The sequence below is a fragment of the Streptomyces sp. NPDC102462 genome, from assembly GCF_044765425.1.
Classification (GTDB): Bacteria; Actinomycetota; Actinomycetes; order Streptomycetales; family Streptomycetaceae; genus Streptomyces.
The window spans coordinates 1-20,974 of sequence record NZ_JBIWKB010000043.1 but is presented as its reverse complement, the minus strand read 5'-3'; the positions used below and the strand labels follow the sequence as shown (position 1 = coordinate 20,974).

The following is a 20,974-nucleotide window of genomic DNA, read 5'->3' as shown; positions in this document are numbered from 1 at the left end:
CGTCACCAAACCGTCGCGAGCGGGCGCGAGTGGGTCACTCGCTCGTCTGAGCTTAACCGGTGAGTAACGAGCGCGCCAGCCCCCGGTCGGGACGGGTCCGCCGAGTCGCACCGCAAGGGGCCGCTCGCCGTGGGACGGCACGTCGGTGGGCGGGCGCGGGTGGTGTCGTGGCCGGGCGCGCAGTTCCCCGCGCCCCTTCGGGGCGCTGCGTGCCCGCTCGCTGCGGAACGCCCGGTTCGCCATGTGGGCCACCCGCGCCGCACGACGCCCCTAGTCTGGGACGCGTGGACGAAGAGTTGCGATCACTCACCGAGCGCTTACGGCAGGAGTCACACGGAGCGGCCGGGTACCAGCGGCTGGTCGCGACGGACGACCCCGACGAACTGGCGGAGGTGCTGGTCGCGGCCGGACAGCCGCTGTGGGCCAGGGAACTGGCCGCGTTCCGGCTGGGCGTGGCGGGCGACCGGCGGGCATTCGAAGCCCTCGTGCTGCTGCTCAACCACCGCGACCCGCCGCGCTGTGCCTCCGCCGCCCACGCCCTCGCCCGGCTCGGCGACCCGCGCACGGCCCGCGCCGCCGCCGCCCTCGCCACCAACGAACTCCGGGTCGCCTACGCCCTGCACCCGGTCCGGCTCCTGGTCGAGCTGCGCGCCCCCGAGTCCGTGCCCGCGCTGATCACCACTCTGCAGCGGCGGCTGCGCCCGCACGACCCCTATCGCCGGGTGGCCCTCGCCTGTGTGGAGGGCCTGGGCGAGCTGGGCGATGCGCGGGCCAGGACCGTCCTGACCGAGGCCCTGGCCCACCCGGCGCTCGCCGAGTCCGCGGCACACGCCCTGACCCGGCTCCCCCCGGGCCGATGACGCCCGGTCAGCCGGCCAGTGCCGGCTTCGCTCGAACAGGGGGAGCCCCACCGCGGGGGCTGGCGCGATCGGTCGACTGCGGCGCCGTCGTGGCTGGGCGCGCAGTTCCCCGCGCCCCTTTGGAGCGCGCTGCCGTGCTCGGTGTCGGCTTGCGGGCGGGAAGCGTGTACCGCACCTCGGGCACCGGCACGCCGTCCACGTCGAAGGGCTCCTCGGCGCCGTCGGCCCGGAACCCGGCCCGCTCGTAGAAGCGCCGGGCGCGCACGTTCTCCTTCAGCACCCACAGCAGCATCCGCGGGTGACCCGCGACCGCCCACCGCCGCACCGACTCCGGGCCCGTCCCGTCACCGAAGCGCGCGCGCCGCCGCTCGGCGTCCGCCCTCACACTGAGCGCGTCGAGGTATGTCTGCGGCACGAGGCCGCGGTAGGCGCTCTGCCAGCCGCGGACGCGGATCTCTGAGACGCGCTCGCAGTCGGCCGGTGTCATGGGGCGGAGCAGTGGTGCGGTCACTCGGGCACCACCGCGAACGCCTCTATCTCCATCAGGAACTCCGGGCGCGCCAGCGCGGACACCTGCACGGCGGAGGCCGCGGGCAGGCGGTCGTCGGGTATGTGGGCCGCGCGGGCCGTGCGGATCGCGGGCATGTGGGCCATGTCCGTGACGAAGTAGGTGAGTTTGACGACGTCGCTGAAGTCCGCCCCGGCGGCGGCCAGGCAGCGCCCCAGGTTCTCGAAGACCTGGCGGGCCTGGGCCACCGGGTCGCCCGCGCCGACGAGTTCGCCGTCCCCGTCCAGCGGGAGCTGGCCGGAGACGGCGACGAAGCGGCCGGTGGCGGCCACGACATGGGTGTACTGGGCGGCGGGCGCGACCCCGTCGGGGGCGGCAATCCTGATCGGCTCACTCATGCGTCCATGGTGGACCACGGGTGTGACAACGCCCCCGCGGGCAGCGGGAATCGCGCGCCGCTCAGCGGCGGAAGCCGAGCAGACCGTGCAGGGTCGAGCCGCGGGACGCGGTGGACGCCTCCCTGGTGCGCAGCGGCTTGGGGTCGGGCGTCCGCTCGCACACCGCGTCGGCGGCGCCGTCGCCGCGCGGGACCGTGCCGTCGGTCAGATAGCGGGCCAGGTGCTTGTCCAGGCAGGCGTTCCCGCTCAGCGTGATGCCGTGGTTCCCGCCGCCCTGCTCGACCACCAGGCTGGAGCCGGCCAGCAGACGGTGGACCGTGACACCGCCCGCGTAGGGGGTGGCCGCGTCGTCGGTCGCCTGGAACAGCAGCGCCGGCGGCAGCTCGCCGTTGGCGATGTCCACCGGCCGCCGGGTGCCGGTGGGCCAGAAGGCGCACGACGCGTTGTACCAGGTGTTGTTCCAGGCCATGAACGGGGACTTCTCGTAGACCGCCCAGGTGTCACGGTGCCAGCGGTTCCAGTCGCGCGGCCAGGAGGCGTCACGGCACTGCACCGCCGAGTAGACGCTGAAGCCGTTGTCGCCGGACGCGTCGACGGCACCGAAGTCGTCGTACGCCTCGATCAGCGGGCCGGTCTTCTTGTCGTTCACGTACGCCGCGAACGCCTCGGCGAGATGGGGCCAGTAGCCGTTGAAGTAGCCGCCCGGCATGAAGGTGTCCTCCAGCTCGGCGGCGCCGACCCGGCCGCCCGCCGGCCGCGCGGCCAGCGCCGTCCGCATCGCGTACCACTTGGCCGCGACCGCCTCCGGGTCCGTGCCGAGCCGGTAGGCGGAGTCGTGCCGGGCGATCCAGGCCATCAGGGCGCGGTGGCGGTCGTCGAAGGCGTGGTCCTGGCGGAGGTTGTCCTCGTACCAGACGCCGGTCGGGTCGACGATCGAGTCCAGCACCAGACGGCGCACCCGCTGCGGATACAGCTTCGCGTAGACCGCGCCCAGGTAGGTGCCGTACGAGTAGCCGAGGTAGCTGATCCGCCGCGCGCCGAGGGCCTGCCGGATCACGTCCAGGTCCCGCGCGGCGCTCACGGTGTCCATGTGCGGCAGCACGTCGGCGTACTTCCTGCCGCAGTCCGCGGCGAAGGTCCGCGCGCGGGCCAGGTTGGCCTGCTCGATCGCGGGCGTGCTCGGCACCGAGTCGGGCCGCACCGCGTCGAAGTGGCCGGGCCGGCAGTCGAGGGCGGGGCTGCTCCTGCCGACGCCGCGCGGGTCGAACCCGATGACGTCGTACTGGGCCGCCACCTTCCCGGGCAGCGCGGAGGCGATGTAACCGGCGAGCGTCAGACCGCTGCCGCCGGGGCCGCCCGGGTTGACCAGCAGCGGGCCCTGGGAGGTCTTCGCGGTGTGCGGGATCCGGGAGAGCGCGAGCGTGATCTGCTTGCCCCGCGGGTGCGCGTGGTCGAGCGGCACCTTGAGGGACGCGCACTGGAGCGCCGGGTAGTCGGTGGTGCCGCACTTCTTCCAGGTGGGCTTCCCGACCGGAGCGGCGGCAGCGGCGGAGCCGGCGGGGAGGGCCAGGTCGCCCGTGGCGGTGTGCCGCGGGCTCGCGCCGGCGGGGACGGCCGTGAGCGAACCGGCCACGACGGCGGCGGCAGCGCACAGCACGGCAGCGCGTGTTCTCATTGCGTCCTTCCGGGACGAGGAGGTCGGATCCGCGAGGGTCGCGGTCCTCGCCGCATCGTCCCGGAGGGGGCACCCGGAAGAACCTGCTTTGGCGATAATTGACCCGATTGGGCCCGCGGGATGCGCTCGAACGCTCTCAGATCAGCGTGAGTTGCACCGGCTCGGCCGGCTCCGCACCGTGGGCCGGCGCGGGCTCGGGCTCCGGCGGCCGGATGCGGCGCGGCATCCCCGCGCGCGTGGGGCCGATGCCGTACTCCCGGGCCAGCTCGTGCACCTGACGGGTGATCCGGCGCTGGTACCACTTCGGTGCGTAGGCGCCCTCCGCGTACAGCCGCTCGTAGCGGCGCACCAGGTGCGGGTGGTGCCGGCCGAGCCAGGCCATGAACCACTCGCGGGCCCCGGGCCGCAGGTGCAGCACCAGCGGGGTGACGGAGGTCGCACCGGCCGCCGCGATCGCCTGCACGGTGTCCCGCAGTTGGGCCGGGTGGTCGCTCAGGAACGGGATCACCGGGGCCATCAGCACACCGCAGCCGATGCCGTGCTCGCCGAGGGTCCGCACCACGTCCAGGCGGCGTTCGGGCGCGGGCGTGCCCGGCTCCACGGTGCGCCACAGGCCGGGGTCGGTGAAGCCGACGGAGACGGAGATGCCGACGTCCGTCACCTCCGACGCCTGCTTGAGCAGATCCAGGTCGCGCAGGATCAGCGTGCCCTTGGTGAGGATCGAGAAGGGGTTCGCGTGGTCGCGCAGCGCGGCGATGACGCCCGGCATCAGGCGGTAGCGGCCCTCGGCGCGCTGATAGCAGTCGACGTTCGTGCCCATCGCGATGTGCTCGCCCCGCCAGCGCGCGGAGCCGAGCTGGCGGCGCAGCAGATCGGGCGCGTTCACCTTGACCACGATCTGGGTGTCGAAGCCGATCCCCGTGTCGAGGTCCAGATAGCTGTGGGTCTTGCGGGCGAAGCAGTACACACACGCGTGCGAGCAGCCGCGGTAGGGGTTCACCGTCCACTCGAAGGGCATGCGCGAGGCGCCGGGCACCCGGTTGATGATCGAGCGGGCCCGGATCTCGTGGAAGGTGATCCCGTGGAACTCGGGCGTGTCGAAGGTACGGGTGGTGACCGCGTCCGCGCCGAACAGGGCCGCGTCGGCCCGGCCGTGCGTCGGCCGGTCCGGCTCCACTGTGAGGTTCTCCCAGCGCATCACGCCTCCTCGGTAGCGCTCACCCAAGAATAGAACACTCGTTCGCATGATCGTGCAAGGGCGGTTTCCGATCGCTTCCCGCATCCCGATTTGGCGGCCGGCAACCGGGGTGGTTGGCTTGCCCCAACCCCGAGTACAGAGGTCCTGGAGGAAGTCGATGGCGCAGGTCGAGGCCACTACGGAGCGGGTCGTCGCGGCGGACGCGGAGAAGGTGTTCGACGCCCTCGCCGACTACACCGGCACGCGCGCGAGGGTGCTGCCCGAGCAGTTCAGCGAGTACGAGGTGCGTGAGGGCGGCGACGGACAGGGCACCGTCGTCCACTGGAAGCTCCAGGCCACCAGCAAGCGCGTCCGCGACTGCCTCCTGGAGGTCACCGAGCCCACCGACGGCGAGTTGGTCGAGAAGGACCGCAACTCCTCCATGGTCACCGTCTGGCGGGTCACCCCTGCGGGCGAGGGCCGCTCCCGTGTCGTCGTCACCAGCACCTGGACCGGGGCCGGCGGCATCGGCGGCTTCTTCGAGAGGACCTTCGCGCCCAAGGGGCTCGGCCGGATCTACGACGCCCTGCTCGCCAAGTTCGCCGCCGAAGTCGAGGAGTAGCCCAAGACGCCGGTGACGAAGGGGCGTTGGCCCCCTCACCGGTTCGAGTGGATCTCCGGGGCGCCCGGCATGAATCCGTAACTCGTCGCGCTTGCTCGTAGTTGTCGCCTTGCGCGGTAAATGTGCGGCAGCGCGACGAGGGGAGCGATACGTGGGCGGGACGACTCTGGTGGAGCACGAGCCGGTGGTGGCACCTGTCGAGGTGCCGCTGCCGCCGCCCGCCCCCGCCCCCGAACTGAGCCGGAGGGGCGTCCGGCTGGTCTTCCTGGGGCTGATGCTCGCCCTGCTGCTCGCCGCGCTGGAGCAGATGATCGTCGCCACCGCGCTGCCCAAGATCGTCGGCGAGCTGCACGGCCTGGACAAGATGTCCTGGGCGATCACCGCGTATCTGCTCACGTCCACCGTGGGACTGCCGATCTACGGCAAGCTCGGCGACCTCTTCGGCCGCAAGACCGTCTTCCAGTTCGCCATCCTCGTCTTCGTCATCGGCTCCGCGCTGGCCGGACGGGCGCAGAGCATGGACCAGCTGATCGCCTTCCGGGCCGTCCAGGGCATCGGCGCCGGCGGGCTGATGATCGGCGTGCAGGCGATCATCGCGGACATCGTGCCGCCCCGGGAGCGCGGCCGGTTCATGGGCCTGATCGGCGCCGCCTTCGGCCTCGCCTCCGTCGCAGGACCGCTGCTCGGCGGCTACTTCACCGACCATCTGTCCTGGCGCTGGTGCTTCTACATCAACGTGCCCTTCGGCCTGGTCACCCTGGCCGTCATCAGCGTCGTGCTGAAACTCCCCAAGCAGCGCGTGCGCGCCCGGCTCGACGTGCTCGGCGCGCTGCTGCTGGCCCTCGCCTCCACCTGCCTGGTGCTGCTGACCAGTTGGGGCGGCACCGAGTACGACTGGGGCTCGCGCCAGATCCTCGGCCTCGGCGCGGGCGCCGCGGTGGCCACCGCCCTGTTCCTGGTCGCCGAGCACTACGCCGCCGAACCCCTCATCCCGCTCAGGCTGTTCCGCGACTCGGTGTTCAACATCACCGGGCTCGTCGGCCTCGTCATCGGCATCGCCCTGTTCGGCGCCGCCAGCTATCTGCCGACCTTCCTGCAGATGGTCGACGGGGCCACCGCGACCGAGTCGGGCCTTTTGATGCTGCCCATGATGGGCGGCATCGTCGGCGCCTCCATCGTCTCCGGACAGCTCATCAGCCACACCGGCCGCTACAAGGTCTACCCCGTCCTCGGCGGCGCCCTCTCGGTGGCCGGGATGTGGCTGCTGTCCCGGCTGGAGATCGACACGCCCCGGCTGCACTACAGCATCTGGATGGCCGTCCTCGGCGCCGGCATCGGCTTGGTGATGCCCGTCCTCATCCTGGCCGTGCAGAACTCGGTGCGCCCCGCCGACCTCGGCACCGCGACCAGCGCCAACAACTACTTCCGGCAGATCGGCGGCAGCGTCGGCGCCGCCGTCTTCGGCACCCTCTTCGCCGGCCGGCTCACCGACGCCCTGAGCGAACGCCTTCCCGCGCAGGCCGGCACCCGGCTGCCGGACGCCGAGTCGATCACCCCGCAGGTGGTCCACGCCCTGCCCCCGGCGCTGCGCGACGCCTACATCCGCGCCTATGCCGACGCGATGCCCCGGATCTTCCTCTATCTCGTCCCGGTGCTCGTGCTCGGCCTGCTCATCGCCTTCTTCCTCAAGGAGAAACCGCTGGTGTCCCACAACGCCCCCGCCACCGACCAGGAGACCGCACAGGTGCACGCCGCCATTCCGCAGGCCCGTTCCTCCCACGCCGCGGGCATCCCCGTGTGCGGCACGGTGCAGCACCCCGACGGCACCGTGGTGCCCCGCGCGGCCCTCACCCTCATCGACGTGGCCGGCCAGCAGATCGGGCGGGGCGCGAGCGGCAACGACGGTCGGTACGCGCTGTCCACGCCGGGCTCCGGCGCATACGTCCTGATCGCCGCCGCGGGCGGCCACCAGCCGCAGGCCGTCTCCGTGACCGTCGGCGAGCGGCCGGTCGAACTGGACGTCGTCCTCGGCGGCGCGGGCCGCCTGGCCGGCTCCGTGCTCACCGCGGACGGCGCCCCGGTGCGGGACGCCACGGTCACGCTGACCAACGCGCACGGCGAGGTCGTCGCCACCACCCGCAGCGGGCGCGAGGGCGGCTACGTCATCACCGAACTGGTCGCCGGCGAGTACACCCTCGCCGCCAGCGCGCCCGCCTTCCGGCCCGCCGCGCTCCCGGTCAGCGTGCAGGCGGCCCGGGAGACCCGGCAGGACGTCGAACTGGCGGGCGGCGCCGTGCTGCGCGGCACCGTGCGGGCCGGCGGCGGACGGCCCGTCGAGGACGCCCGGGTGACCCTCCTGGATGCGGCCGGCAACGTGGTGGACACGCTCACCACAGGCCCCGACGGAACGTTCCGGTTCGTCGACCTCTCCTCCGGCGAGTACACCGTCATCGCGGCCGGCTACCCGCCGGTGGCCACCGTCCTCCAGGTCGCCGGCGGCGGACGCACCGAGCGCGACCTCCAGCTCGGCCACGAGGACTGACCCGGCGCCCAGGGGGCGCGAACCCACTCGTGCGCCCCCGGGGCGCGCGTCCCGTGCGCCGGAGCGATCAAGCGGCGCCAATTCCGGCGTTGGCACACATCGCGACGGGGCGGCGCCGTACGGTGGGGACGGGCGGCACAGATCTTTGCGGAGCCGTGGGGAGAGGGGGCCTGGGCCATGGACCGTGGCACCGAGCGGGACGCACCTCCCAGCCGCGGGGCTGGTGACGGCGCGGCGGGCCGTATCCCGCTGGCCGTGGTCGCCGTCGACCGCGACGGCCTCGTGTCCCACTGGAGCACGGGCGCGCGGCGGCTGTTCGGTGCCGCCAAGGAGGAGGCCATCGGCCGCTCCGTGCTCGACCTGCTGCCCGTCATGGGAGCGCTCCCCGACGACGACGAGATCACCCCGTACGGCGCGTACGCCGGCTACGACGACGTCGGCCCCGGCCTGGAGTCCTCGCTCGACGGGCGGCTCACCTACCCCGCCGCGGGCCGCGCGCGCCTCAGTGCGCCGGAGCGCGACCGCGACCGCGTCGACGTGCTGTGGTGGGCGTACCCACTGGTCGGTCCGGGCAGCGAGCGGCTGCTGGTGCTGGCCGCCGACGCGGACCGGCTGGGCCCGGACGGCGGGGCCGGGGCGGCGGCGTTCGAGCGGATAGCCCCCGGCTTCGCCCTGCACACCGACTTCCCCGGCGCCGACGAACTGGCCCGCCGGCTGCCCGAGATCCTGCCCAGCATGAGCGTCCAGGAGAGCGCCCGCATCGTCGCGCAGGTCCTCGAACTGGGCTACCCCGTCCTGGAGTTCAGCCAGAACAACCGGGTTCCGGTGACCCCCGACTGGGGCGTGGCCCGGCGCACCGAGCGCCTGGCACGGCGGGCCCGGGCAGACCGGGCCGCCGCGCAGGGCCTGCCCGTACCGGCGGAACTCGCCGACGAGGACGGCGAGGACGGCGAGGACCTGGAGTACGCCGCGGTCCGTGAACGCCTCGAATTCCTCAACGAGGTCAGCGGGCGCATCGGCACCTCCCTCGACCTGTCCCGGACCGTCCTGGAGGTCAGCAGGGCCGTCGTGCCCCGCTTCACCGATGTCGCCGGCACCTATCTGCGCGAACAGGTCGTCGCCGGCGAGGGCTTCCCCGAGGGCGTGCCCGACACCACCACCATGTGGCACCGGGTGGCGGTCGAGCACACCGACGAACCCGGCCGCTGGGACGATGTCGTACCGGTCGGCGAGGCCATGCCGTTTCCGGCGCACACCCCGTTCTTCCAGTGCATGACCACCGGCGAACCCGTCCTCGTGCCGCGCATCAGCGAGGAGTTGGGGCACGCCATCGCCTCGCAGTTCGAGAAGCGCGACATCCGGCCCCTCATCAACAACCGCTCCATGCTGGTGGTGCCGCTGAAGGCACGCAACGTCGTCCTCGGCTTCATGGTCCTGCTGCGCCACCCCGAGCGCGCCGAGTTCAACGACATGGACCGGGTCACCGGAGCCGAACTCGCCGCCCGCGCGGGCCTCGTGCTGGACAACGCGCGCATGTACACCTACCAGGAGAGCGTCGCCGAGACCCTCCAGGACAGCATGCTGCCGCACATACCGCCGCGCATGGCGGGCTGCGACATCGCCACCCGGTATCTGCCCGGCACCCTGCTGGGCCGGGTCGGCGGCGACTGGTTCGACTGCGTCAAGCTGCCCGGTGCCCGCACCGCGCTCGTCGTCGGCGACGTCATGGGTCACGGCCTCAACTCGGCCGCGATGATGGGTCAGTTACGCACCGCCGTGCAGACCATGGCCGCCCTCGACCTGCCGCCCGCCCAGCTGCTGCGCAACCTCGACGATCTCGCCCAACGGCTCGGTGACAGCTACCTCGCCACCTGTCTGTACGCCGTCTACGACCCGATCGAGGGCGAACTGCTGATCGCCAACGCGGGCCACATCCCGCCGGTCCTGGTGCGCGCGGACGGCCGCAGCGAACTGCTCGACCTGCCGACCGGCGCCCCCATCGGCGTCGGCGGTGTGCCCTTCGAAGCGGTGCGGGTCCGGGTGGCATCGGGGGACCGGCTGGTGATGTGCACCGACGGCCTCGTGGAGGTGCGCGGCGAGGACATCGGCGTGGGCCTCGCGACGCTCTGCGAGTCCGCGGCCCATCCGGCGGCGTCCATGGACGACGCCTGCGACACGATCATCCGCGCCCTGAACACGCGCGGCGGGCGCAAGGACGACGTGGCCCTGCTGATGGCACGGCTGAGCGGCATCGCGCCCGAGGACGTCGCCGAGTGGCGGCTCGGCCTGGCGCCCGCCGAGGTCGGCCGGGCCCGCGCCGCGGTCCGCGAGCAACTGCACGCATGGGGCCTCGCCCGGCTCGCCGACAGCGCGGAGCTGATGGTCGGCGAGCTGGTCACCAACGCCGTACGGCACTCGCACGGCCGCCCGGTCCAGCTGCGGCTGGTGCGCGGCGCCACGCTGCTGTGCGAGGTGGACGACGACGATCACACCCTGCCGACCCTGCTGAACGCCGGACCCGACGACGAGGCGGGGCGCGGGCTGCGCGTGGTGAGCACGCTGGCCCGGGAGTGGGGCACGAGCCGTACGACCGCCGGGAAGACGGTCTGGTTCGAACTGACCTCACGGCGCGGCTGACCGCCGCTTGCGGGGGCGCGCGACGGCGTACGGGAACGGTGGGCGTGGTGAAGGCGCGCGCCGGGCGCTTGTCGCCGCGACCCGCACGCGATAGACCGTACGGGCCCGTCACAGATGGCGGACGAGCGTCGCATCCTGGGGAGTTGGGCATGAGCGTGACGAGTCGGTACCGGGCGGCCTGGGAGGGTTTCTGGCGCGAGGCGTCCGACGAGCCGGGCGCGGTGTTCTGGGACGCCGACGCCGAGCTGACGGCCAAGGTCCACCTGGCCCTGTGGAAACCGCATCTGACGAACCCCGCCCTGCCGCTGATAGACCTGGGCTGCGGCAACGGCACCCAGTCCCGGTTCCTCGCCGACCGCTTCCCGCGGGTGCTGGGCGTGGACGTCGCCGAGGCGGCCCTGGAGCACGCCCGGCACGCCGACCCCGCGGGCCGGGCGGAGTACCGGCTGCTGGACGCCGTCGACAAGGGCGACGCCGAGGCGCTGCACGCGGAACTCGGCGACGCGAACGTCTATATGCGGGGCGTGCTGCACCAGGTCGAACCGGACGACCGCCGGCCGCTGGCGGACGGGCTCGCGACCCTCGTGGGGGAGCGCGGCCGGGTCTTCCTGGTCGAGCCGTCCGAGGCCGCCGGCGCGGTCCTGCGGGGCCTGGCCCAGGGGCCGGCGGGGCCGCCATCCAAGCTCGCCCCCGTCTTCCGTCACGGCATAGTGCCCGGCGCGGTGGCCGACGACGCGGTGTCCGAGTATCTGCGCACGGCCGGGCTCACCGTTCTGGCGAGCGGCGGACTGCCGCTCGTGACGACCGAGTCCGCTCCGGACGGCAGCCGCATCGAGCTGCCGTCCCAGTGGCTGGTGGCCGGGGCGCCCGCATGACGCCGTCCGAGCCCCGGCCGGCTCTGTCTACGGGCGCGTCGTGGCTGGTCGCGCAGTTCGCCCCTTGGGGGCGCTACAGCAAAGGATCATCTGTCATGCGGCCGGGGTGCTCCGCCAGGGACGCCTGGGCGAGCAGGACGCGTGCCAGGTCGCGGGCCTCGTCCGCGGTCAGCGCCGCCCAGGTGCCCGGCCCGCCGTCCCGGTCCTGCCCCACGTCCAGCGTGACCCGGCTGATCGGCTTCTCCGGTGAGGCCAGCCGCAGGCACTTCACCGCGATCCGCCGGCCGCAGGACGTCACGAAGGACGCGCCTTCGGCCGTGCCCGGCCGCTCCTGACCTGTCATCACTCCCACACCCTTCCCGGCCCGTCGTCGTTGTCCGAAGATCCCCGCCGTTACCCGACGGGGTATGCATGACAGCGCCGGCCGGGGCCGGAATGTTCCCGAGCGCGCGGAGCAGTCCGGCTCGATCGTGGCCGGTCGGCCCGGCAGCGCGTAACGTGGCGCGGCATGAAGATCCTCATCAGTGCGGACATGGAGGGCGCGACCGGCGTCACCTGGCCGGCCGACGTGCTGCCGGGGACGCCGCAGTGGGAGCGGTGCCGGTCGATGTTCACCTCCGACGTCGACGCCGCGGTCCGCGGCTTCCTGGACGGCGGAGCCGACGAGGTCCTCGTCAACGAGGCCCACTGGACCATGCGCAACCTGCTCCTGGAGCGGCTCGACGAGCGGGCGCAGATGCTCACCGGGCGGCACAAGTCCCTGTCCATGGTGGAGGGCGTGCAGCACGGGGACGTCGACGGCGTCGCCTTCGTCGGCTACCACGCGGGCGCCGGCATGGAGGGGGTCCTCGCCCACACCTATCTCGCCAACTCCATCACCGGGGTGTGGCTGAACGGCGTACGGGCCAGCGAAGGACTGCTCAACGCCCATGTCGTCGCCGAGTACGGGGTGCCCGTGGTCCTCGTCACCGGGGACGACGTGGCCTGCGAGGACGCGCTCGGCTACGCGCCGCAGGCGCTCAAGGTCGCGGTGAAGGACCATGTGTCGCGCTACGCGGCCGTGTGCCGCACGCCGGCCAGGACCGCCGCCGACATCCACACCGCCGCCAAGGAGGCCGCCGCGCTGGCGGTGCGCCACGAACCGGTCCATGCGGGCCCGTTCACCATCGCCCTGGAGTTCGACGCCGAGCACCTGGCGCAGGCCGCCACCGTCGTGCCGGGCGTCGAGCGGACCGGCGAGCGCAAGGTCGCGTACACCAGCGGCACCATGTACGAGGGGATCCGCAGCTTCAAGGCGGTCACCACGATCGCCTCGGCCGCGGTGGAGGAGCAGTATGGCTGACGAGCGCGCGCTGGACGAGGTCGTCCGGTTCACCTCCGAGCTGATCCGGATCGACACCACCAACCGCGGCGACGGCGACTGCCGGGAGCGGCCCGCCGCCGAGTACGCGGCCGAACGACTGGCGGGCGCGGGCCTCGAACCCACCCTGGTCGAACGCACCCCGGGCCGTACGAACGTCGTCGCCCGAGTCGAGGGCACCGACCCGTCGGTGCCGGCCCTGCTGCTCCACGGTCATCTGGACGTCGTCCCGGCACAGGCCGACGAGTGGAGCGTGCACCCCTTCTCCGGCGAGATCCGCGACGGGGTCGTCTGGGGCCGGGGCGCTGTCGACATGAAGAACATGGACGCGATGATCCTCGCCGTGGTGCGGGCCTGGGCGCGCGAGGGCGTGCGCCCCCGGCGCGATGTCGTCGTCGCCTTCACCGCCGACGAGGAGGCCAGCGCCGAGGACGGCTCCGGGTTCCTCGCCGACCGGCACGCCCACCTCTTCGAGGGGTGTACCGAGGGCGTCAGCGAGTCGGGCGCGTACACCTTCCACGACGGCGCCGGACGCCAGATCTACCCGATCGCCGCCGGTGAACGCGGCACGGGCTGGCTGCGGCTCACCGCGCGCGGCCGGGCGGGGCACGGCTCCAAGGTCAACCGGGAGAACGCGGTGACCCGGCTGGCCGCCGCCGTCACCAGGATCGGCGGGCACGAGTGGCCGCTGCGGCTCACCCCGACCGTGCGGGCCGCCCTGACCGAACTCGCCGCCCTGTACGGCGTCGAGGCGGACCTGGACGACGTGGACGGGCTGCTGCTGAAGCTCGGCCCGGCCGCCAAGCTGGTCGAGGCGACCGTCCGCAACAGCGCCAACCCGACCATGCTGGAGGCCGGTTACAAGGTCAATGTGATCCCGGGCGAGGCCGTCGCCTTCGTCGACGGGCGGTATCTGCCGGACGGCGAGGACGAGTTCCGCGCCACCCTCGACCGGCTGACCGGACCCGACGTCGACTGGGAGTACCACCACCGGGAGGTCGCCCTGCAGGCGCCGGTTGACTCGCCGACGTTCGCCCTGATGCGGGCCGCCGTCCAGGAGTTCGCGCCCGAGGGGCACGTCGTGCCGTTCTGCATGTCCGGCGGCACGGACGCCAAGCAGTTCTCCCGGCTCGGCATCACCGGCTACGGCTTCACACCGCTCAGGCTCCCCGAGGGCTACGACTACCAGGCCATGTTCCACGGGGTCGACGAGCGGGTGCCGGTCGAGGCGCTGCACTTCGGCGTCCGCGTCCTCGACCGCTTCCTGCGGACGGCCTAGACGATGGGGGATCGCATGCGGACCATGGCGTACGGCTCCTGGCCCTCGCCCATCGACGCGGCCCTGGCCGCCGCGCACGACGGCCACCCCGAGTGGCTGGGCCTCGTCGGCGACGAGATCTGGTGGACCGAACCACGACCGGCCGAGGGCGGACGCCGGACACTGGTGCGGCGCGGTGCCGAAGCTACGGAGGAGTCGCTGCTGCCCGCGCCGTGGAACGTGCGCAGCCGCGTCATCGAGTACGGCGGTCACCCCTGGGCCGGTGCGGTGCACGAGGGCCGGCCGCTCGTCGTGTTCGTGCACTTCGCCGACCAGCGGCTGTACCGCTACGAGCCGGGCGGCGAACCCTGCCCGCTCACACCCCTCTCGCCGGTCGGCGGCGGACTGCGCTGGGCCGAGCCGCGGCTCGACCTGGAACGCGGCGAAGTGTGGTGCGTGCTGGAGGAGTTCACCGGCGAAGGACCCGGCGACCTGCGGCGCGTCGCGGCGGCCGTGCCGCTGGACGGCTCCGCCGCCGAGGACCGCGGCGCCGTGCGCGAACTCACCGCCGAACGGCACCGGTTCGTCACCGGGCCCCGGCTCTCGCCGGACGGCCGGCGCGCCGCCTGGCTCGCCTGGGACCATCCGCGCATGCCCTGGGACGGGACGGAGCTGATCGTCGCCGACGTCACGGCCGACGGCACCCTGCGCGGGGCGCGTACGGTCGCCGGGGGACCGGCGGAGTCCGTCGCCCAGGCCGACTGGGCGGCCGACGGAAGCCTGCTGTACGCGAGCGACCGCAGCGGCTGGTGGAACCTGTACCGCGACGGCACCCCGCTGTGCCCGCGCGAGGAGGAGTTCGGCGGGCCGCTGTGGAAGCTCGGGCACCGCTGGTTCGCCCCGCTGGACAGCGGACTGATCGCGGTCGTGCACGGCCGCGGCGCCAAGGCCCTCGGCACCCTCGACCCGGAGACCGGCGAGCTGGCCGACGCGGCAGGACCCTGGTCCGAGTTCGAGCCGACGCTCGCGGCGCACGGCGACCGGGTCGTCGCCGTCGGCGCCGGCCCGCACCGCGGGTACGAGGTCGTCGAACTGGACACCGGCACCGGCCGGGCCCGGGTGATCGGCGCCCGGCACACCGACCCGGTCGATGCGGCCCTGTACCCCGAGCCACGGGTGCGCACCTTCACCGGCCCCGGCGGACGCGAGGTGCACGCCCACGTCTATCCGCCCCACCACCCCGGCGTCAGGGCACCGGACGGCGAGCCGGCGCCCTATGTGGTCTGGGCGCACGGCGGGCCCACCGGGCGCGCCCCGCTGGTGCTGGACCTGGAGATCGCCTACTTCACCTCCCGGGGCATCGGGGTCGTCGAGGTCAACTACGGCGGTTCCACCGGGTACGGCCGCGAGTACCGGGACCGGCTGCGCGAGCAGTGGGGCGTCGTCGACGTCGAGGACTGCGCCGCCGTCGCCCTGGCCCTCGCCGAGGAGGGCACCGCCGACCGGGGCCGGCTCGCGATCCGCGGCGGCAGCGCCGGCGGCTGGACCAGCGCCGCCTCCCTGACCAGCACGGACATCTACGCCTGCGGCACCATCGTCTACCCGATCCTCGACCTGACCGGCTGGGGCACGGGAGAGACCCACGACTTCGAGTCGCGGTACCTGGAGGGTCTGGTCGGGCCGCTCGCCGAGGTTCCCGAACGGTACGCGGAGCGGTCGCCGGCCGAGCACGCCGACCGGATCACCGCGCCGTTCCTGCTGCTGCAGGGCCTGGACGACGTGATCTGCCCGCCCGTGCAGTGCGAACGCTTCCTCGCCCGGATCGCCGGGCGCGGGGTACCGCACGCCTACATCGCCTTCGAGGGGGAGGGGCACGGCTTCCGCAGGTCCGAGACGCTGGTGCGCGCCCTGGAGGCCGAACTCTCCCTGTACGCCCAGGTGTTCGGGCTGGACGTGGCCGGGATCGAGAAACTGGAGCTGGTGACGTGAGAGCACTCGTACGGCCGCCGCGGCTCGTGCCCGGGGCGCGGGTCGCGGTGGTCGCGCCGAGCGGCCCGGTGGCCGAGGACCGCCTGGCGGCGGGCCTCGACATCCTGCGCGGCTGGGACCTCGACCCGGTCGTGCAGCCCCATGCGCTGGACCGGCACGGCCGGCTGGGCTATCTGGCGGGCACGGACGCCGACCGGGCCGCCGACCTCCAGCGGGCCTGGTGCGATCCGGACGTGGCCGCCGTGCTGTGCGCCCGCGGTGGCTACGGCGCACAGCGCATGGTCGACCTGCTGGACTGGGAGGCGCTGCGGGCGGCAGGACCCAAGGTGCTCGTCGGCTTCAGCGACGTCACCGCGCTGCACCGGGCCTTCGCCGCCCGGCTCGGCCTGGTCACGCTGTACGGGCCCGCGGCGGCGGGCGTCGACTTCGTCAAGAACACCCGGACCCAGGAGCATCTGCGGGCCACTCTGTTCGCCCCGGAGACCGTCCGCACGATCGCCTCGGGCAGACCCGCGCTGGTGCCGGGCAGGGCCCGCGGGGTCACCCTCGGCGGATGCCTGAGCCTGCTCGCCGCCGACGTCGGCACGCCCCTGGCCCCGGTCGCCCGGGGCGGTCTGCTGCTCCTGGAGGACGTCGGCGAGGCGCCGTACCGCGTCGACCGGCTGCTGACCCAGCTGGTGCGCGCCGGACGGCTGGACGGCGTGGCCGGGATCGGCCTCGGGTCATGGGCCGACTGCGGCCCGTACGAGGAACTGCGGGCGGTCTTCGCCGACCGCCTCGGCCCGCTCGGCGTACCCGTCCTCGAAGAGATCGGGTTCGGCCACTGCGACGCGGCGCTGACGGTCCCGTTCGGTGTGCCGGCCGAGTTGGACGCGACCGCGGGCACCCTGACCCTCGACGAGCCGGCCCTGCGCTGACCGCCGCGGCCGGGCCACCGCGGGGGCGTAGGGTGGCGGAATGCCGCACAGCCAGTCGCGCCATCTCGCCGAGGGCCCCCGGGTGGGCATACGGCACTTCACCTACGGGGACGGCCCGGAGTTCACCGCCCGGGCCCGGCAGAGCAAGGACCTGCACCACCCGTGGCTGTTCCCGCCGCTCACCGACGCCGCCTACGCCGGGTACGCGGGCCGGCTGATCGAGGACCCGACGAAGGCCGGCTTCCTGGTCTGCGAGAAGGACGGCGGGGGCATCGCCGGGTTCATCAACATCAACAACATCGTCGGGGGCGGCTTCCAGTGCGGCGCCCTCGGCTACGGCGCCTTCGCGCACGCGGCCGGGCGCGGACTGATGAGCGAGGGTCTTGACCTCGTGATCGGGTACGCGTTCGGGCCGCTGCGGCTGCACCGGCTGGAGATCAACGTCCAGCCGGGCAATGCCCCCTCCATAGCCCTCGCCCGTCGCGCCGGGTTCCGCCTGGAGGGCTTCTCCCCGGACATGATCTTCATCGACGGGGCCTGGCGGGACCACGAACGCTGGGCGATCACCGCCGAAACACGGGCCGCCGACTGATCCTCCCGGTGTCCTGCGAGCCCTCCCCGGTGCACCGCGCGCCCGTCCCCTCACCCAAACCGATGGACGCTCGGCACCCCGTCGGCGAGGATCGACCGCATGCGGAATCTCGTGGTGCTCGACGCCCCCTCCAACCTGGGCCTGCGCCCACCGGCCCCCGGTACCGTGCCCGGCTGCTACAAGCTCGCCGGTGCCCTGCGCGAACAGGGCATCGTGCACCGGCTCGGCGCCCTTGAGGGCGGCGTCGTGGTCCCGCCGCGCTACGACCGCGGCGACTGGCGGGAGGGCGACGGCGTCTTCAACGCGGCGGCCCTCGCCGGGTACACCGTCAAGCTCGCCGACCGCATCGAACGGCACGTCCGCGCCGGTGACTTCCCCGTCGTCCTCGGCGGTGACTGCTCCATCCAGCTCGGCGCCTCCCTCGCGCTGCGCCGCCTCGGCCGGTACGGGCTGGTGGCTGTTGGGGGTACCACCCACGCCCTTCAGGCAGTGGGGGAGCCTCCTTGGACTTCCGGCACCCCGGCAACTCCGACCGGATCGGCGCGGCCGGCGGCGAGGAGGTGGCCCTGGCCACCGGTCGCGGCCAGCGGGACCTCACGGACCTGGAGGGCCTGCGGCCCTACCTGCGCGACGAGGACGTACGGTTCTTCGGCATCCGCGACGCCTTCACCGAGGACCGTGCCGAGCTGACCGCCCTGAAGATCCCCGTGACCACCGTGGGCCACCTGCGCGAGCAGGGCGCCGACACGCTCGCCCGGGCCGCCGCGCAGAGCTTCGGGACCCCCGGACTCGACGGGTTCTGGGTGCACTTGGACGCCGACGTCCTCGATCCCTCGGTGATGCCCGCCGTCGACAGCCCCGACCCCGACGGACTGCTGCCCGGGGAACTCGTCGCACTGCTGGGCCCGTTGCTCGCCTCCCCGCGGTGCGTCGGCTTCAACGTCACCATCTACGACCCCGACCTGGATGCGGACGGCACGGCCGGCGCACTGCTCGCCGACGCCGTGGTCGCCGCCTTTGCGCAATCCTGACCGGCAGTGCCCCTGGTCGGCTCGCCCCGCGCCGGGTTCCATGGTGATCGTGACGACGATCCGACGTGAGGTACTGACGCTGCCCGCCGCGGAGTTGGGGCCGGACAACCCGCTGCCCCCACTGCGCCCGCTCGACGAGATGCACCGCATCGAGGACCGGGACCGCGACGACATGCCCCGCGACATGGCCCGGCAGATCGGCTACGAACCGCTGCGCAGCCTGCTGCCCGTCCGGGTACGGGACGGCTACGACCGGGCGCGCGCCCCGCGCGCCCTCGACGCGCTCGTGATCGAGAACGACCGGCTGCGCGCCACCGTCCTGCCCGGCCTCGGCGGAAGAGTCGTCTCCCTGGTCCAGCTGCCCACCGGCCGCGAACTCCTCTACCGCAACCCGGTGTTCCAGCCCGCCAACTTCGCCCTGAACGACGCCTGGTACTCCGGCGGCATCGAATGGAACATCGGCGCGACCGGCCACACGGCCCTGTCCTGCGCGCCCCTGCACGCCGCCCGGGTCGCCGCCCCCGACGGCGGGCAGATGCTGCGGCTGTGGGAGTGGGAGCGGCTGCGCGACGTGCCCTTCCAGGTCGACCTGTGGCTGCCGGACGGCTCCGACTTCCTGTACGTCGGCGTGCGCATCCGCAACCCGCACGAGCGGCCCGTGCCCGTGTACTGGTGGTCCAACACCGCCGTGCCCGAGGAGTGCCGGGTCCTCGCCCCCGCCGAGGAGGCCTGGCACTTCGGCTACGAGCGCCGCCTGAGCCGGGTGCCCGTCCCGTCGCACGCGGGCATCGACCGGTCCTACCCGCCGGCCGAGTCGCACGCCGCCGACTACTTCTACGAGGTCCCGGACGGCCGCCGCCGCTGGATCGCCGCCCTCGACGCCGACGGGCACGGGCTGGTGCAGACGTCGACCGACGTACTGCGCGGACGCAAGCTGTTCGTGTGGGGCGGCGGACCGGGCGGGCGCCGCTGGCAGGAGTGGCTGACCGAGCCCGGCACCGGTGGCTACTGCGAGATCCAGGCCGGGCTCGCCCGCACCCAGCTGGAACACGTCCGGCTCGAGGCGGCAGGCGAGGTGTCCTGGCTTGAGGCGTACGGGCCGCTCGACGCGCCGCCGCACGGCGAGTGGGCCGCCGTGACGGACGGCGCCGCGCGACGCCTGGAGGCGGTGCTGCCGCGGGCGGACGTGGACGCCGCGTACGCCGCCTGGAAGCCGTACGCCGACACCGAACCCGGCGAGCCGCTGGCCACCGGCTCCGGCTGGGGCGCGCTCGAAGCGCTGCGCGGCGGGTGGAAGCTGCCCGGCACACCCCTCGCCGAGTCCACCCTCGGCGAGGCCCAGACACCCTGGCTCGAGCTGCTGCGCACCGGCTCGTTGCCCGAGCCGCGCCGGGCACGGCCGCCGCACGAGACCCTGGTGGCCGCGCACTGGCGGGACATGCTGGAGAACGCGCCCGCCACCCCGCACACCGAGTACCACCTCGGCGTCGCCCAGTGGCACGCCGGCGACCGGGCGCAGGCGGTGCGCAGCTGGGAGCGGGCCCTGCCGCAGGCACCCTCCGGGTGGCCGCTGCTGCGCTGTCTCGCCGTCGCCGACCAGGAGGGGGGCCACCACGAGCGGGCCGCCGATCGGTACGCCGGTGCCTTCGACGACCTGTGCCGCGAGCGGCGCGACGACGGCCCGTCGTGGACCGCGGCCACCGCCGCGCTCGGCCGCGAGGCACTGGAGGCGCTGCTGGCGGTGCGGCGCGCCGGCCAGGCACGGGCGGTGTGGGAGCGGCTGCCTGCGGCGACCCGGCGGCGCGGCCGGTTCCGGCTCCTGGAGGCCGAGTTGCTGCTCGCCGAGGGGCGGCCCGCGCAGGCACGCGCCGTCTTCGACGAGGGCTTCGAGGTGGCCGACCTGAGGGAGGGCGCGCAGACCATCGGCCGGCTGTGGGCCCGCCTCACCGACGAGCCGCTGCCCGCCCCCTACGACTTCCGCATGCACCCCACCACCCCCTGACGGCGGCCCCCGGGGCCCAGGATCATGCCCGCCCGACCGCACGGAGCCGCTTCGGGTGCTGCCGGCGAGGCGGGTGCGGTCAGGCCCGGTGGTCCACGTACTCGAACAGGGAGCCGTCCGGGTGCATCGCGAGCAGATTGCGGCCCGCCGGGGTGGCCACCGGCCCCGCCAGGACCTGCGCGCCGAGGTCCGTCAGCAGCCGGTGGGCCTCGTCCACGTCCTTGACCGCGACCGTCGCGGCCACCTTGCGCAGCAGCTCCAGCTCGGCCTCGGGGCCGCTCATCAGCAGGAAGGAGCCGACCGCGGCGACCCGTACGCCACCGCGTTCGGAGCGCACCGCCCGGCCGCCCGTCAGACGTTCGTAGAAGGGGACCGCGGTATCGAGGTCGTCGACGCAGATGCGCAGCGAGGCGCCCAGAATCTCCATACCCAGAAGCCTAGTGTCTCGTGACCCTGATTGAGTTACTTCGAGTTGTTATTGACGAGTTTCTTCACGCTGGTCTGGACGAGTCGGACCTTGGCGAGGATCTC

The 20,974-nt window shown here is 73.6% G+C and carries 16 protein-coding genes and 2 pseudogenes; 12 read left to right on the top strand and 6 right to left on the bottom strand.

The window, feature by feature from the left end; genetic code table 11:
* The first annotated feature begins 284 nt into the window (after nucleotides 1-284).
* Nucleotides 285-860, top strand: a complete 576-nt coding sequence (locus ACIRFL_RS30270) for an adenylosuccinate lyase (RefSeq protein ID WP_404034567.1) — start codon at nucleotides 285-287, stop codon at nucleotides 858-860.
* A gap of 163 nt (nucleotides 861-1,023) precedes the next feature.
* Here ACIRFL_RS30270 and ACIRFL_RS30265 read toward each other — a convergent pair.
* From ACIRFL_RS30265 to ACIRFL_RS30250, 4 genes and pseudogenes are all read right to left on the bottom strand, one after another.
* Nucleotides 1,024-1,347 (bottom strand): annotated as a pseudogene (locus ACIRFL_RS30265) (GNAT family N-acetyltransferase); the annotation flags it as partial.
* A 20-nt stretch (nucleotides 1,348-1,367) separates the two neighbouring features.
* The gene (locus tag ACIRFL_RS30260; RefSeq protein ID WP_404034565.1) at nucleotides 1,368-1,766 is read right to left on the bottom strand and encodes a RidA family protein; all 399 of its coding nucleotides are present in this window, start codon (nucleotides 1,764-1,766) and stop codon (nucleotides 1,368-1,370) included.
* Between the two features lie 61 nt (nucleotides 1,767-1,827).
* Entirely contained in the window at nucleotides 1,828-3,441 is a 1,614-nt protein-coding gene (locus ACIRFL_RS30255; protein WP_404034563.1) for an alpha/beta hydrolase, read from the bottom strand.
* 136 nt (nucleotides 3,442-3,577) lie between these two features.
* Nucleotides 3,578-4,639 (bottom strand): Rv2578c family radical SAM protein, encoded by a 1,062-nt coding sequence (locus ACIRFL_RS30250; RefSeq protein WP_404034561.1) that lies wholly within the window; start codon nucleotides 4,637-4,639, stop codon nucleotides 3,578-3,580.
* A 157-nt stretch (nucleotides 4,640-4,796) separates the two neighbouring features.
* Here ACIRFL_RS30250 and ACIRFL_RS30245 point away from each other — a divergent pair, with 157 nt between their 5' ends.
* From ACIRFL_RS30245 to ACIRFL_RS30230, 4 genes are all read left to right on the top strand, one after another.
* Complete coding sequence (locus tag ACIRFL_RS30245) at nucleotides 4,797-5,240, top strand: SRPBCC family protein (protein WP_404034559.1); 444 nt, start codon at nucleotides 4,797-4,799, stop codon at nucleotides 5,238-5,240.
* A 151-nt stretch (nucleotides 5,241-5,391) separates the two neighbouring features.
* Nucleotides 5,392-7,782: an MFS transporter gene (locus ACIRFL_RS30240; RefSeq protein WP_404034557.1), complete on the top strand. Its 2,391-nt coding sequence runs from the start codon at nucleotides 5,392-5,394 to the stop codon at nucleotides 7,780-7,782.
* Nucleotides 7,783-7,959: 177 nt separating this feature from the next.
* Nucleotides 7,960-10,419, top strand: coding sequence for a SpoIIE family protein phosphatase (locus ACIRFL_RS30235; protein WP_404034555.1), 2,460 nt, complete (start codon nucleotides 7,960-7,962; stop codon nucleotides 10,417-10,419).
* Nucleotides 10,420-10,568: 149 nt separating this feature from the next.
* Nucleotides 10,569-11,294: a class I SAM-dependent methyltransferase gene (locus ACIRFL_RS30230; protein WP_404034553.1), complete on the top strand. Its 726-nt coding sequence runs from the start codon at nucleotides 10,569-10,571 to the stop codon at nucleotides 11,292-11,294.
* A 73-nt stretch (nucleotides 11,295-11,367) separates the two neighbouring features.
* On the opposite strand, the gene ACIRFL_RS30225 is transcribed toward ACIRFL_RS30230, so the two are convergent.
* On the bottom strand, nucleotides 11,368-11,637 hold the full coding sequence (locus ACIRFL_RS30225) for a hypothetical protein (RefSeq protein ID WP_404034551.1): 270 nt from the start codon (nucleotides 11,635-11,637) through the stop codon (nucleotides 11,368-11,370).
* Between the two features lie 165 nt (nucleotides 11,638-11,802).
* On the opposite strand from ACIRFL_RS30225, the gene ACIRFL_RS30220 reads away from it, so the two are divergent.
* From ACIRFL_RS30220 to ACIRFL_RS30190, 7 genes and pseudogenes are all read left to right on the top strand, one after another.
* Nucleotides 11,803-12,636 (top strand): M55 family metallopeptidase, encoded by an 834-nt coding sequence (locus tag ACIRFL_RS30220; protein ID WP_404034549.1) that lies wholly within the window; start codon nucleotides 11,803-11,805, stop codon nucleotides 12,634-12,636.
* Entirely contained in the window at nucleotides 12,629-13,933 is a 1,305-nt protein-coding gene (locus tag ACIRFL_RS30215) for a M20/M25/M40 family metallo-hydrolase (protein ID WP_404034547.1), read from the top strand. Before ACIRFL_RS30220 ends, ACIRFL_RS30215 begins: the two co-directional genes overlap by 8 nt.
* 15 nt (nucleotides 13,934-13,948) lie before the next feature.
* The gene (locus tag ACIRFL_RS30210; protein WP_404034545.1) at nucleotides 13,949-15,901 is read left to right on the top strand and encodes an LpqB family beta-propeller domain-containing protein; all 1,953 of its coding nucleotides are present in this window, start codon (nucleotides 13,949-13,951) and stop codon (nucleotides 15,899-15,901) included.
* The gene (locus ACIRFL_RS30205; RefSeq protein ID WP_404034543.1) at nucleotides 15,898-16,818 is read left to right on the top strand and encodes an LD-carboxypeptidase; all 921 of its coding nucleotides are present in this window, start codon (nucleotides 15,898-15,900) and stop codon (nucleotides 16,816-16,818) included. Before ACIRFL_RS30210 ends, ACIRFL_RS30205 begins: the two co-directional genes overlap by 4 nt.
* A 40-nt stretch (nucleotides 16,819-16,858) precedes the next feature.
* Nucleotides 16,859-17,410, top strand: coding sequence for a GNAT family N-acetyltransferase (locus ACIRFL_RS30200; protein ID WP_404034541.1), 552 nt, complete (start codon nucleotides 16,859-16,861; stop codon nucleotides 17,408-17,410).
* Nucleotides 17,411-17,509: 99 nt separating this feature from the next.
* Nucleotides 17,510-18,441, top strand: a pseudogene (locus ACIRFL_RS30195) (arginase family protein).
* Nucleotides 18,442-18,481: 40 nt separating this feature from the next.
* The gene (locus ACIRFL_RS30190) at nucleotides 18,482-20,443 is read left to right on the top strand and encodes a DUF5107 domain-containing protein (RefSeq protein ID WP_404034539.1); all 1,962 of its coding nucleotides are present in this window, start codon (nucleotides 18,482-18,484) and stop codon (nucleotides 20,441-20,443) included.
* Nucleotides 20,444-20,522: 79 nt separating this feature from the next.
* Here ACIRFL_RS30190 and ACIRFL_RS30185 read toward each other — a convergent pair whose 3' ends face one another.
* A complete protein-coding gene (locus ACIRFL_RS30185) occupies nucleotides 20,523-20,870 on the bottom strand; it encodes a VOC family protein (protein WP_404034537.1) in 348 nt (115 codons plus the stop codon).
* Between the last annotated feature and the right edge of the window lie 104 nt (nucleotides 20,871-20,974).

What these genes read in the sequence shown, in the direction of transcription:
- ACIRFL_RS30220 (WP_404034549.1), top strand. Translation starts at nt 11,803, where the DNA reads ATGAAGATCCTCATCAGTGCGGACATGGAGGGCGCGACCGGCGTCACC.
- ACIRFL_RS30260 (WP_404034565.1), bottom strand. Translation starts at nt 1,766, where the DNA reads ATGAGTGAGCCGATCAGGATTGCCGCCCCCGACGGGGTCGCGCCCGCC.
- ACIRFL_RS30245 (WP_404034559.1), top strand. Translation starts at nt 4,797, where the DNA reads ATGGCGCAGGTCGAGGCCACTACGGAGCGGGTCGTCGCGGCGGACGCG.
- ACIRFL_RS30200 (WP_404034541.1), top strand. Translation starts at nt 16,859, where the DNA reads ATGCCGCACAGCCAGTCGCGCCATCTCGCCGAGGGCCCCCGGGTGGGC.
- ACIRFL_RS30210 (WP_404034545.1), top strand. Translation starts at nt 13,949, where the DNA reads ATGCGGACCATGGCGTACGGCTCCTGGCCCTCGCCCATCGACGCGGCC.
- ACIRFL_RS30225 (WP_404034551.1), bottom strand. Translation starts at nt 11,637, where the DNA reads ATGACAGGTCAGGAGCGGCCGGGCACGGCCGAAGGCGCGTCCTTCGTG.
- ACIRFL_RS30230 (WP_404034553.1), top strand. Translation starts at nt 10,569, where the DNA reads ATGAGCGTGACGAGTCGGTACCGGGCGGCCTGGGAGGGTTTCTGGCGC.
- ACIRFL_RS30255 (WP_404034563.1), bottom strand. Translation starts at nt 3,441, where the DNA reads ATGAGAACACGCGCTGCCGTGCTGTGCGCTGCCGCCGCCGTCGTGGCC.
- ACIRFL_RS30235 (WP_404034555.1), top strand. Translation starts at nt 7,960, where the DNA reads ATGGACCGTGGCACCGAGCGGGACGCACCTCCCAGCCGCGGGGCTGGT.
- ACIRFL_RS30185 (WP_404034537.1), bottom strand. Translation starts at nt 20,870, where the DNA reads ATGGAGATTCTGGGCGCCTCGCTGCGCATCTGCGTCGACGACCTCGAT.
- ACIRFL_RS30215 (WP_404034547.1), top strand. Translation starts at nt 12,629, where the DNA reads ATGGCTGACGAGCGCGCGCTGGACGAGGTCGTCCGGTTCACCTCCGAG.
- ACIRFL_RS30190 (WP_404034539.1), top strand. Translation starts at nt 18,482, where the DNA reads ATGGTGATCGTGACGACGATCCGACGTGAGGTACTGACGCTGCCCGCC.
- ACIRFL_RS30250 (WP_404034561.1), bottom strand. Translation starts at nt 4,639, where the DNA reads ATGCGCTGGGAGAACCTCACAGTGGAGCCGGACCGGCCGACGCACGGC.